Raw genomic sequence first — 12,240 nt, 5'->3', positions numbered from 1 at the left:
CGTCGAAGAGCAGGCCTCCGGCTCGATCACCGCCAGCGTCGGCTTCGCCCAGAGCGCCGGCCTGATCCTCGGCGGTTCGATCAGCCAGAGCAACTTCCTCGGTACCGGCAACAAGGTGTCCATCGGCCTGACCCGTTCGGAATACCAGACCCGCTACAACTTTGGCTTCGTTGATCCCTACTTCACTGCCGACGGCGTGAGCCTGGGCTACAACGCCTTCTACCGCAGCACCGACTACAGCGACCTTGACGTCGACGTGGCCAGCTACGCCGTAGACAGCCTGGGTGCCGGTGTCAGCCTCGGCTACCCGATCAGCGAAACCTCGCGCCTGACCTATGGCCTGAGCGTGCAGCAAGACAAGATCAAGACCGGTAAATATACCGTTGACGAGATCTTCGACTTCCTCAAGGAGGAAGGCGACAGCTTCACCAACTTCAAGGCCTCGATCGGCTGGTCCGAGTCGACCCTGAACAAAGGCGTACTGGCCACCCGTGGTCACTCCCAGAGCCTGACGCTCGAAAGCACCATCCCGGGCAGCGACCTGTCGTTCTACAAGCTCGACTACCGCGGCCAGTTGTTCAAGCCGATCACCAACGACTACACCCTGCGCCTGCACACCGAACTGGGCTATGGTGATGGTTTCGGTGGCACGTCGGGCCTGCCGTTCTACGAGAACTACTACGCGGGTGGCTTCAACTCCGTTCGCGGCTTCAAGGACAGCAGCCTGGGCCCGCGCAGCACGCCGAGTACCGGCAAGAACCCGGGCACCATTGCCGACCCGGACCAGGATCCGCTGCCGTTCGGTGGTAACGTGCTGGTGCAAGGTGGTGTCGAGTTGCTGTTCCCGCTGCCGTTCGTCAAGGACCAGCGTTCCCTGCGCACCTCCGTGTTCTGGGATGTGGGTAACGTGTTCGACACCAACTGCGGCAGCAAGCCGGATTGCGAAAAGGTCGGTTTCTCGGGCATGGCCAGTTCGGTCGGCCTGGGTGTGACCTGGATTACTGCTCTGGGCCCGTTGAGCTTCAGCCTGGCAATGCCGGTGAAGAAGCCGGACGATGCCGATACCCAGGTGTTCCAATTCTCTCTGGGCCAGACCTTCTAAGGTCGGCCCTTGCTTAACGACAACGGTTTTTCCAGGAGTGCATCGTGCGTAAATTGGCTCAACTGGCCGTAGTGGCCGCGGCGCTGGTCGCCACCCCGGCTTTCGCCGAAATGAAGGTCGCCGTGCTGAACTATCAGATGGCCCTGCTCGAATCCGATGCCGCCAAGAAGTACGCGGTCGATGCCGAGAAGAAATTCGGCCCGCAACTGACCAAGCTGAAAAGCCTGGAAAGCAGCGCCAAGGGCATCCAGGACCGCCTGATCAAGGGCGGCGACAAGATGCAGCAGCAGGAGCGTGAGCGCCTGGAGCTCGAATTCAAGCAGAAAGCCCGTGACTTCCAGTTCCAGTCCAAGGAACTGAACGAGGCCAAGGCCGTGGCTGACCGCGACATGCTCAAGCAGCTGAAGCCGAAGCTGGACGGCGCTGTCGAGGAAGTGATCAAGAAGGGCGGCTACGACCTGGTTCTCGAGCGCGGCGCGGTCATCGATGTCAAACCTCAGTACGACATCACCCGCCAAGTCATCGAGCGCATGAACCAAGCGCGTTGATATGACCGTGACCATGACGCTCGGCCAGCTGGCCGAGGCCCTCGGGGCCACACTCAAAGGCCCTGAGGCGCTGCAGATTACCGGGCTGGCTACCTTGCAGGAGGCCGGCCCCGGTCAATTGAGCTTCCTCGCCAACCCGCAATACCGCAAATACCTGGACAACTGCCAGGCTGCCGCGGTGCTGCTCAAGGCCGCGGACGCCGAAAGCTTTGCCGGCAATGCCCTGATCGTGGCCGACCCGTACCTGGCGTATGCACGCATTTCCCACCTGTTCGACCCCAAACCCAAGGCTGTGGCGGGTATTCATCCCAGCGCCGTGGTGGCGGAGGATGCACAGGTGGATGCCAGCGCCAGTATCGGGCCGTTCGCGGTCATCGAAAGCGGTGCGCGCATCGGCGCCAACGTCAGCATCGGTGCGCATTGCTTCATCGGTGCCCGTTGCGTGGTCGGTGAAGGTGGCTGGCTGGCACCGCGCGTCACGCTGTATCACGACGTGACCATCGGCAAGCGAGTGGTCATCCAGTCGGGTGCCGTGATCGGTGGCGAGGGCTTCGGCTTCGCCAACGAGAAGGGCATCTGGCGCAAGATCGCCCAGATTGGCGGCGTCACCCTTGGCGATGACGTGGAAATCGGCGTCAACACCGCCGTTGACCGTGGCGCGCTGTCCGATACCCGGATCGGTGATGGGGTCAAGCTCGACAACCAGATTCAGATCGCCCACAACGTGCAGATCGGTGACCACACGGCCATGGCCGCCTGTGTCGGGATCTCCGGCAGTGCGCGCATCGGCAAGCATTGCATGCTGGCGGGTGGCGTCGGCCTGGTGGGGCATATCGATATCTGCGATAACGTATTCGTCTCCGGGATGACCATGGTGACCCGTTCGATCACCGAACCCGGCTCCTATTCATCCGGCACGGCCATGCAGCCCCTGGCTGACTGGCGCAAGAGCGCGGCGCGTATCCGCCAGCTCGATGACATGGCCAAGCGGCTCCAGCAGCTGGAAAAACGTGTCGATACCGTGACCTCAGGTGGCCAGCCGACATCAGAAGGCTGATACCATTTCCTGAGCAAGAGTGAACAGTCGCTAGCTGGCTCCTCTTTGGATTGCAAAAGGAGCGTGTGGTCAGCACCTGCGCTCCCTATTCTTATTACAGGCTTCCCCCCGAAATGATGGACATCAACGAGATTCGCGAATACCTGCCTCACCGCTACCCGTTCCTGCTGGTAGATCGCGTGACGGATCTGGACTTCGAGGCCCAGAGCATTCGTGCCTACAAGAATGTCAGCATCAACGAGCCGTTTTTCAATGGCCATTTCCCGGCGCACCCGATCATGCCGGGCGTCCTGATCATCGAAGCCATGGCCCAGGCGGCCGGCATCCTTGGTTTCAAGATGCTCGATGCCAAGCCGGCCGATGGCACCCTGTACTACTTCGTCGGTTCCGACAAGCTGCGTTTCCGCCAGCCGGTACTGCCAGGTGACCAGCTGGTGCTGGAAGCCAAGTTTCTCAGCCGCAAGAGCATGATCTGGAAGTTCGAGTGCCGTGCCCTGGTTGACGGCAAGCCGGTCTGCTCGGCTGAAATCACCTGCGCGGAACGCTCCCTATGAGTTCGATTGATCCGCGGGCGATCATCGATCCGTCGGCCAAGCTGGCCGATGGCGTCGAGGTTGGCCCGTGGTCGATCGTCGGCCCGGATGTCGAAATCGGCGAGGGCACCGTCATTGGCCCGCATGTGGTGCTCAAGGGGCCGACCCGGATTGGCAAGCACAACCGCATCTACCAGTTTTCCTCGATCGGTGAAGACACCCCTGACCTCAAGTACAAGGGTGAGCCGACGCGCCTGGTGATCGGCGACCACAACGTGATCCGCGAAGGTGTGACCATTCACCGTGGCACGGTCCAGGACCGCGCGGAAACCACCCTGGGTGATCACAACCTGATCATGGCCTATGCCCACATCGGCCACGACAGCGTCATCGGCAACCATTGCATCCTGGTCAACAACACCGCGCTGGCCGGGCATGTGCACGTGGGCGACTGGGCGATCCTGTCCGGTTTCACCCTGGTGCACCAGTACTGCCACATCGGTGCCCATGCGTTCTCTGGCATGGGCACGGCGATCGGCAAGGACGTGCCGGCTTTCGTCACGGTATTCGGCAGCCCTGCCGAAGCGCGCAGCATGAACTTCGAAGGCATGCGCCGCCGTGGCTTCAGCGACGAGGTCATCCACGCGCTGCGCCGTTCCTACAAGATCGTCTATCGCCAGGGCCTGACCGTGGAAGAGGCGATCAAGGAACTGGACGAGCTGGCTGCCAAGCACGAGCAGGTCGAACTGTTCCGCCAGTCGATCGTGAACTCCGCCCGCGGCATCACCCGCTGACATGGCGCAGCTTTGCGTAGCCCTGGTCGCGGGTGAGGCCAGCGGCGATATTCTCGGTTCCGGTCTGATGCGCGCCCTCAAGGCGCGCCATCCTGATGTGCGTTTCATCGGTGTCGGCGGCCCGTTGATGGAGGCTGAAGGCCTGCAGTCGTACTTCCCCATGGAGCGTCTCGCGGTCTTCGGTCTGGTCGAGGTGTTGGGGCGTCTGCGTGAGCTGCTGAAGCGGCGCAAGTTGCTGATCCAGACGCTGATCGACGAAAAGCCGGACGTGTTCATCGGCATTGATGCACCTGATTTCACCCTCAATATCGAGCTGAAACTGCGCCAGGCCGGGATAAAAACCGTGCACTACGTCAGCCCTTCCGTGTGGGCGTGGCGGCAGAAGCGCGTGCTGAAGATTCGCGAGGGCTGCGATCTGATGCTGACGCTATTGCCTTTCGAGGCGCGTTTTTACGAAGAGCAGGGCGTGCCCGTGCGCTTCGTGGGCCACCCGCTGGCCAATACCATTCCGTTGTCCGCCGACCGCCAGGCGGCGCGTCAAGCGCTGGGGCTGGGCGAGGGGCCGCTGGTTGCCTTGATGCCAGGCAGCCGTGGAGGTGAAGTTGGGCGCCTGGGGGCTCTGTTTCTCGATGCTGCCCAGCGTCTGCGCGAGTTGGTGCCGGGTGTGCGTTTCGTGCTGCCGTGTGCCAACGCTGCGCGTCGTGCCCAGATCGAACAGATGCTGGTCGGCCGCGACCTGCCGCTGACCCTGCTCGATGGGCAGTCACACCAGGCGCTGGCAGCGTGTGATGCGGTGCTGATCGCTTCCGGGACCGCCACGCTGGAGGCGCTGCTGTACAAGCGTCCCATGGTTGTGGCTTATCGCCTGGCAACATTGACCTACTGGATTCTCAAGCGCCTCGTGAAGAGCCCATACGTGTCATTGCCCAATCTGTTGGCTCAGCGTGAGGTGGTGCCGGAGTTGCTGCAGGATGCTGCCACCAGTGAAGCCCTGGCACAGACCTTGGCACCGCTGGTGAACGATGGCCGCCAGCAGACCGAGTACTTCGACCAGATTCACCGCACCTTGCGCCGCGACGCCTCCAACCAGGCGGCCGACGCGGTGCTGGCCTTGCTCAAGGACCGCTGACATGCAGATTGGACTGGACTTCAACCTGGTCGAAGACCTGGTCGCCGGCGTTGACGAAGTCGGCCGCGGCCCGCTGTGCGGTGCGGTGGTCACGGCGGCGGTGATCCTCGACCCGGCGCGGCCGATTCTCGGCCTGAACGATTCGAAGAAGCTCACCGAAGCCAAGCGCGAAGCGCTGTTCGACGAGATCTGCGAAAAAGCCCTGAGCTTTTGCATCGCCCGCGCCGAAGTCGAGGAAATCGACCGGCTGAACATCCTGCAGGCCACCATGCTGGCCATGCAGCGAGCGGTGGAAGGGCTGCATGTAACCCCGAAGCTGGCACTGATCGACGGTAACCGTTGCCCGAAACTGGCGGTGCCGGCAGCTCCGGTGGTCAAGGGCGATAGCCAGGTGCCGGCGATTGCCGCAGCATCGATCCTGGCCAAGGTAACCCGCGATCGGGAGATGAGCGCGTTCGAGCTGATCTATCCGGGGTACGGCATCGGTGGGCACAAGGGCTACCCTACGCCGGTACACCTTGAAGCCTTGGCGCGTCTTGGGCCTACGCCCATTCATCGGCGCTCCTTCGCCCCGGTGCGGGCGGCCTGGGAAGCCCATATGGGCGTTACCGATTCCCTGATCTGACGGATGGGGCCGCTTTGCGGCCCTTCGCGGGCAAGCCCGCTCCCACTGGGCCCCCCACAGGATTCAGATCTTGTGCTGAACCCGTGGGAGCGGGCTCGCCCGCGAAGGGCTGCGAAGCAGCCCCAAATCCCCCGCTCAATTACGCTACAATCCCGCCCTTGTCGTTCAGCACTGCTACAGGACTTTCCATGTCGGTTCCCTTCGTTCACCTGCGCGTCCACTCCGAATTCTCGCTGGTAGACGGCCTGGTGCGGATCAAGCCGCTGGCCAAGGCGCTGGCGGGAATGAACATGCCGGCGGTGGCGATCACCGACCAGAGCAACATGTGCTCGCTGGTCAAGTTCTACAAGACCGCCATGGGCGCGGGGATCAAGCCGATCTGCGGTGCCGACCTGTGGCTGGCCGGTGCCGACCCGGAAGCACCGCTGTCGCGCATCTGCTTCCTGGCCATGGACCCCAAGGGCTATCGCAACCTCACCGAGCTGATCTCCCGTGGCTGGACCGACGGCCAGCGCAATGGCCTGGTGATCCTCCAGCGCGAGTGGATCGCCCCCGCCAGCGAAGGGCTGATTGCGCTGTCTGCCGGCAAGGAAGGCGATATCGGCATGGCGCTGATGAATGGTCGGCAGGAAGAAGCTGAGCACCTGCTGCGCGACTGGATGGGCATGTTCCCGGAGCGCTTCTACGTCGAAGTGCAGCGCACCAACCGCGCCGGTGACGAGGAATACGTGCACGCCGCCGTGGCCCTGGCAGACCAGTTCGGTGCACCGCTGGTGGCCACCAACGACGTGCGCTTCATCAAGCAGTCGGACTTCGATGCCCACGAAACCCGCGTTTGCATCGGCGAAGGCTGGACCCTGGACGATCCGCGCCGCCCGCGCGGCTACAGCGACCAGCAGTACCTGAAGTCGGCCGAGGAAATGGCCGAGCTGTTCAGCGATCTGCCCGACGCCATTGCCAACACCGTAGAGATCGCCAAGCGCTGCAACATCCAGGTGCAGCTGGGCAAGTACTTCCTGCCCGACTTCCCGACGCCCAACGGCATGGGCATCGACGACTACCTGCGCCACGTGTCCCACGAAGGCCTGGAAGAGCGCCTGGCGGTCCTCTGGCCGAAGGACACCACGCCCAACTACGAAGAAAAGCGCCAGGTCTACCTGGACCGCCTGAAGTTCGAGCTGGACATCATCATCCAGATGGGCTTCCCCGGTTACTTCCTGATCGTGATGGACTTCATCAAGTGGGCCAAGAACAACGACGTGCCGGTTGGCCCGGGCCGGGGTTCGGGTGCCGGTTCGCTGGTGGCCTACGTGCTGAAGATCACCGACCTCGACCCGCTGGCCTACGACCTGCTGTTCGAGCGTTTCCTCAACCCTGAGCGTATTTCCATGCCCGACTTCGACGTCGACTTCTGCATGGACGGCCGTGACCGGGTGATCGACTACGTGGCCGAAGCCTACGGCCGCAACGCCGTGAGCCAGATCATCACCTTCGGCACCATGGCCGCCAAGGCGGTGGTGCGCGACGTGGCGCGGGTGCAGGGCAAGTCCTACGGGCTGGCCGACCGCCTGTCGAAGATGATCCCGTTCGAAGTGGGCATGACCCTGGAGAAAGCCTACGAGCAGGAAGAGATCCTGCGCGACTTCCTCAAGGGCGACGAGGATGCCCGCGAGATCTGGGACATGGCGCTCAAGCTCGAAGGTGTCACCCGGGGCACCGGCAAGCACGCCGGTGGCGTGGTGATCGCCCCGACCAAGCTCACCGATTTTTCGCCGATCGCCTGTGACGAAGAGGGCGGCGGCCTGGTGACCCAGTTCGACAAGGATGACGTCGAGGCCGCGGGCCTTGTGAAGTTCGACTTCCTCGGCCTGCGTACCCTGACCATCATCAAGTGGGCGATGGAGATCATCAACCGCGAGCAGGCCAAGCAGAACCTGCCCGACGTCAACATCGACTTCATCCCGCTGGACGACCGCAAGACCTACGAGCTGTTGCAGAAGGCCGAAACCACGGCGGTGTTCCAGCTCGAATCCCGCGGCATGAAGGAGCTGATCAAGAAGCTCAAGCCCGACTGCCTGGAAGACCTCATCGCACTGGTGGCACTGTTCCGCCCGGGCCCGCTGCAGTCGGGCATGGTGGACGACTTCATCAACCGCAAGCACGGCCGCGCCGAACTGGCCTACCCGCATTCCGACTACCAGTACGAAGGCCTCAAGCCGGTATTGGCACCCACCTACGGCATCATCCTGTATCAGGAACAGGTGATGCAGATCGCCCAGGTGATGGCGGGCTATACCCTCGGCGGCGCCGACATGCTGCGTCGAGCCATGGGTAAGAAAAAGCCCGAGGAGATGGCCAAGCAGCGTGGCGGTTTCATCGAAGGTTGCGTCGCCAACAACATCGATGCGGATCTGGCCGGTAACATCTTCGACCTGGTAGAAAAATTTGCCGGTTACGGCTTCAACAAGTCCCACTCCGCTGCCTACGGCCTGGTGTCGTACCAGACAGCCTGGCTGAAGACCCACCACCCGGCGCCATTCATGGCTGCGGTACTGTCGGCGGACATGCACAACACCGACAAGGTGGTGGTACTGGTCGAGGAAGTGCGCAGCATGAAGCTGCGCCTGGATGCGCCGGACGTGAACTTCTCCGACTTCAAGTTCACCGTCAACAACGACGGCCGCATCGTCTACGGCCTGGGTGCGATCAAGGGTGTCGGCGAAGGCCCGGTGGAGGCCATCGTCGAAGCGCGTGCCCAGGGTGGCCCGTTCAAGGACCTGTTCGACTTCTGCGAGCGCATCGACCTCAAGCGGGTCAACAAGCGTACCCTCGATGCCTTGATCCGCAGCGGCGCGCTGGACCGCCTGGGCCCGCACTTCCATGACGAGATCAAGGCTTACCACGCCAGCATCGACCTCAACCGTGCCACCTTGCTGTCGGCACTGGGCGAGGCCATCAAGGCTGCCGAGCAGGCGGCGCATACCGCTGACAGTGGCCATGTCGACCTGTTCGGCGGCATGTTCGACGCGCCGGATGTCGACGTCTACGCCAACCACCGCAAGGTGCGCGAACTGACCCTCAAGGAACGCCTCAAGGGCGAGAAGGACACCCTGGGCCTGTACCTCACCGGTCACCCGATCGATGAATACGAGACCGAGATCCGCCGTTTCGCCCGCCAGCGCATCATCGACCTCAAGCCGTCGCGCGAGACCCAGACCATCGCCGGGATGATCATTGCCCTGCGGGTGATGAAGAACAAGAAGGGCGACAAGATGGGCTTCGTCACCCTGGATGACCGCTCCGGGCGTATCGAAGCGTCGCTGTTCGCCGATGCCTTCATGGCGGCACAGTCCTTGCTGCAGACCGACGCCATGGTGGTGGTCGAAGGCGAAGTCAGCAACGATGACTTCTCCGGTGGCCTGCGCCTGCGGGTGAAGCAAGTGATGACCATGGAGGACGCGCGCACCAAGCTGGCCGAAAGCCTGCGCCTGAAGGTGGCACACGAGGCGCTCAAAGGGGATCGCCTGAAGTGGCTGGGCGAATTGATCACCCGCCACCGGGGTGCCTGCCCGATCACCCTGGAGTACACCGGCAGCGACGCCAAGGCCATGCTGCAGTTCGGCGAGCAATGGTCGATCGACCCGGCCGACGGCCTGATTCAGGCACTGCGTGACCAGTTCGGGCGTGAGAACGTCTTCCTGCAATATCGTTGAATCGACGAAATTTAATCTCGACCTATATGCGCCTGATCCCTTAAGGTAGGGCGCCAAACGGATCAACCGGCCGGCCGCCTGGCCGTAGACCCAAGACGGATGACTATGAACCCGAATTTTCTCGATTTCGAACAGCCGATTGCCGACCTGCAAGCCAAGATCGAAGGCCTGCGCCTGGTGGGCAACGACAACTCGCTGAACATCAGCGATGAAATTGCCCGTCTGCAAGACAAGAGCAACACCCTCACCGAAAGCATCTTCGGCAACCTGACCAGCTGGCAGATTGCCCGCCTGGCCCGACACCCACGTCGTCCATACACCCTGGACTACCTGGAGCACATCTTCACCGAGTTCGAAGAACTGCACGGCGACCGCCACTTCTCCGACGACGCTGCCATCGTCGGTGGTACCGCACGCCTGGACGGCAAGCCAGTGATGGTCATCGGCCACCAGAAGGGCCGTGAAGTGCGTGAGAAGGTGCGCCGCAACTTCGGCATGCCGCGCCCTGAAGGCTACCGCAAGGCCTGCCGCCTGATGGAAATGGCCGAGCGCTTCAAGATGCCGATCCTGACCTTCATCGACACCCCGGGCGCCTACCCGGGCATCGACGCCGAAGAGCGCAACCAGAGCGAGGCCATCGCCTGGAACCTGCGCGTCATGGCACGCCTGAAGACCCCGATCATCGCCACCGTGATCGGTGAGGGTGGTTCCGGCGGTGCGCTGGCCATCGGCGTGTGCGACCAGCTGAACATGCTGCAGTACTCCACCTACTCGGTGATCTCGCCGGAAGGCTGCGCCTCGATCCTGTGGAAGACCGCCGACAAGGCTGCCGACGCTGCTGAAGCCATGGGCATCACCGCCGAGCGCCTGAAGAGCCTGAACATCGTCGACAAGGTCATCCAGGAGCCGCTGGGCGGCGCCCACCGTGACCCGGCGAAAATGTCCGAGAGCATTCGTGCAGACCTGGTACAGCAGCTGGACATGCTCGGCAAGCTCGACAACGACGCGCTGCTGGCCCGTCGTTACGACCGCCTGATGAGCTACGGCCTCTGATAGATCGCCGGGGCCGCTTTGCGGCCCATTCGCGGGCAAGCCCGCTCCCACAGGTACAGCGCAAGCCTCAGGTGCAGCGCAGATCTTGTGGGAGCGGGCTTGCCCGCGAATGCGGTATCGAACTGTGCGAGGTCCTGATGATTGATCTCACCCCCTGGCTGAACGCCCCCACCTGGTACATCGCCTTCTCCGGCGGCCTGGACTCCACCGTCCTTTTGCATCTGCTGGCCGACCATGCCCGCGACCCTGCAACCCCGCCGTTGCGCGCCCTGCACATCCATCACGGCCTGCAACCTGCTGCCGACGCCTGGCCCGCTCACTGCCAAGCCGTCTGCGACCATCTCGGCATCGAACTCCAGGTCATCCACGTCCAGGTCGCCCCAGGCGCCAGCCTCGAGCAGGCTGCTCGCGACGCCCGCTATGCCGCCTTCAGGCAGATCCTCGGCCCCGGCGACATTCTGTTCACCGCCCAGCACCGCGACGACCAGGCCGAAACCTTGCTCTTGCGCCTGCTGCGTGGTGCCGGCCTGCGTGGCCTGACGGCAATGCCTGCGCAGCGACCGTTGGGGCAGGGCAGCCTGGTCCGGCCGTTGCTGGCCACCTCGCGTCAGCAGTTGCATGACCACGCCCAGGCCAAGGAGCTGGCGTGGATCGAAGACCCGACGAACGTTGATACCGGCTTCGACCGCAACTACCTGCGCGCAGAGGTGTTTCCGCCTCTGCAGCAGCGTTGGCCCCAGGCCAGCCAGAACTTCGCCCGTTGTGCAGAGCACCTGGGGGAGGCGCTGGGCCTGCTCGACGAACTGGCGCAGGGCGATCTGGCCAAGGCCGGGGAGGGCGCAGCAACCGCCTGGGCGGCCTTGCAGTCGCTCGATCTGGGGACGCTCAACCGCTTGTCACCTGCACGGCAGCGCAATGCCCTGCAGTATTGGCTGAGCCGGCGAACCCGCTTGCCCGATACCCGCCATTGGGCAGGCTGGGCGGACCTGCGCGATGCCGCCGATGATGCTCAGCCGATCTGGCAGCTTGCCGATGGTCGGTTGCTGCGCAGTCAGGGCCGCATCTGGTGGTTGAGTGGTGATTGGCTGCAGCACCCTACGGGTGAGTGTGTCTGGGCCGACCCTGGGGCGCCCCTGGCACTGCCGGGCAATGGCAGTGTGCGCCTTGAAGGCGCCACGCCGCTGGGCGAACTGCGCATCGCCTATCGCCAGGGCGGCGAGGTGCTGGACCTTCCCGGCCGTGGCCGACGCGACCTCAAGCGCCTGCTCAACGAGCTGCAGGTCCCGCACTTCGTGCGCCCGCGCCTGCCACTGCTTTATTGCGGCGAGCGCCTGCTGGCGGTGGCCAGTCTGCCTTCGTTGGCGCAGGCCGATTGCCAGCTTCACTGGCAGCCGCCGACGAACGCGCAAGGTTTGAGCTGAAGGGTACATTCCGGTAGACTACCCTCCCTTCTTGATACAACTTCTGTGGCTTCCCCGGAAACACAGCAGTTGCCGATTACCAAGCAGTTTTTTGCTGGGCTGATTCTGGAAATGACGAGCGAGCTCCATGCCGGGATACCCCTGGTCTGTACAGACGCGGCAGTTTTTCGAGATGCACTGTGATTGACGCAGGTGATCGGGGGCTTCGGCCTTCCTTCGCTTTCTCCGGCGGCGCTGGCCGCCTTAACGCAGACTTCTAGGGTTT

At 63.2% G+C, this 12,240-nt stretch carries 10 protein-coding genes; all 10 read left to right on the top strand.

The genetic code is table 11. The features are described 5' to 3' along the window. The coding region (gene bamA / locus CAF78_RS02795) for an outer membrane protein assembly factor BamA (protein WP_085675612.1) at positions 1-1,102 on the top strand (1,102 nt) is incomplete at its 5' end. Positions 1,103-1,146: 44 nt separating this feature from the next. Then, entirely contained in the window at positions 1,147-1,650 is a 504-nt protein-coding gene (locus tag CAF78_RS02790) for an OmpH family outer membrane protein (RefSeq protein WP_003252311.1), read from the top strand. Position 1,651: 1 nt separating this feature from the next. After that, entirely contained in the window at positions 1,652-2,707 is a 1,056-nt protein-coding gene (lpxD, locus tag CAF78_RS02785; protein WP_085675613.1) for a UDP-3-O-(3-hydroxymyristoyl)glucosamine N-acyltransferase, read from the top strand. 113 nt (positions 2,708-2,820) lie between these two features. Continuing rightward, positions 2,821-3,261, top strand: coding sequence for a 3-hydroxyacyl-ACP dehydratase FabZ (gene fabZ, locus CAF78_RS02780; RefSeq protein ID WP_003252314.1), 441 nt, complete (start codon positions 2,821-2,823; stop codon positions 3,259-3,261). Continuing rightward, on the top strand, positions 3,258-4,034 hold the full coding sequence (gene lpxA, locus CAF78_RS02775; RefSeq protein WP_085675614.1) for an acyl-ACP--UDP-N-acetylglucosamine O-acyltransferase: 777 nt from the start codon (positions 3,258-3,260) through the stop codon (positions 4,032-4,034). Before fabZ ends, lpxA begins: the two co-directional genes overlap by 4 nt. Before the next feature lies 1 nt (position 4,035). After that, positions 4,036-5,163, top strand: coding sequence for a lipid-A-disaccharide synthase (gene lpxB / locus CAF78_RS02770; RefSeq protein WP_085675615.1), 1,128 nt, complete (start codon positions 4,036-4,038; stop codon positions 5,161-5,163). A 1-nt stretch (position 5,164) separates the two neighbouring features. After that, positions 5,165-5,788, top strand: coding sequence for a ribonuclease HII (gene rnhB, locus CAF78_RS02765; protein WP_085675616.1), 624 nt, complete (start codon positions 5,165-5,167; stop codon positions 5,786-5,788). A 188-nt stretch (positions 5,789-5,976) separates the two neighbouring features. Continuing rightward, positions 5,977-9,501, top strand: coding sequence for a DNA polymerase III subunit alpha (gene dnaE / locus CAF78_RS02760; RefSeq protein WP_085675617.1), 3,525 nt, complete (start codon positions 5,977-5,979; stop codon positions 9,499-9,501). A 105-nt stretch (positions 9,502-9,606) separates the two neighbouring features. After that, positions 9,607-10,554: an acetyl-CoA carboxylase carboxyl transferase subunit alpha gene (gene accA, locus CAF78_RS02755; protein WP_027920023.1), complete on the top strand. Its 948-nt coding sequence runs from the start codon at positions 9,607-9,609 to the stop codon at positions 10,552-10,554. Positions 10,555-10,691: 137 nt separating this feature from the next. After that, complete coding sequence (gene tilS, locus CAF78_RS02750) at positions 10,692-11,975, top strand: tRNA lysidine(34) synthetase TilS (protein ID WP_085675618.1); 1,284 nt, start codon at positions 10,692-10,694, stop codon at positions 11,973-11,975. Positions 11,976-12,240 lie beyond the last annotated feature (265 nt).

It is taken from the genome of Pseudomonas sp. R28(2017) (assembly GCF_002112505.1).
In the GTDB taxonomy this organism is placed as follows: domain Bacteria; phylum Pseudomonadota; class Gammaproteobacteria; order Pseudomonadales; family Pseudomonadaceae; genus Aquipseudomonas.
This window is presented reverse-complemented; position numbering and strand designations above follow the sequence as displayed.

Excerpts from the sequence above, each read along its gene's own strand:
- lpxD (WP_085675613.1), top strand. The coding sequence starts at position 1,652 with ATGACCGTGACCATGACGCTCGGCCAGCTGGCCGAGGCCCTCGGGGCC.
- fabZ (WP_003252314.1), top strand. The coding sequence starts at position 2,821 with ATGATGGACATCAACGAGATTCGCGAATACCTGCCTCACCGCTACCCG.
- lpxA (WP_085675614.1), top strand. The coding sequence starts at position 3,258 with ATGAGTTCGATTGATCCGCGGGCGATCATCGATCCGTCGGCCAAGCTG.
- lpxB (WP_085675615.1), top strand. The coding sequence starts at position 4,036 with ATGGCGCAGCTTTGCGTAGCCCTGGTCGCGGGTGAGGCCAGCGGCGAT.
- rnhB (WP_085675616.1), top strand. The coding sequence starts at position 5,165 with ATGCAGATTGGACTGGACTTCAACCTGGTCGAAGACCTGGTCGCCGGC.
- dnaE (WP_085675617.1), top strand. The coding sequence starts at position 5,977 with ATGTCGGTTCCCTTCGTTCACCTGCGCGTCCACTCCGAATTCTCGCTG.
- accA (WP_027920023.1), top strand. The coding sequence starts at position 9,607 with ATGAACCCGAATTTTCTCGATTTCGAACAGCCGATTGCCGACCTGCAA.
- tilS (WP_085675618.1), top strand. The coding sequence starts at position 10,692 with ATGATTGATCTCACCCCCTGGCTGAACGCCCCCACCTGGTACATCGCC.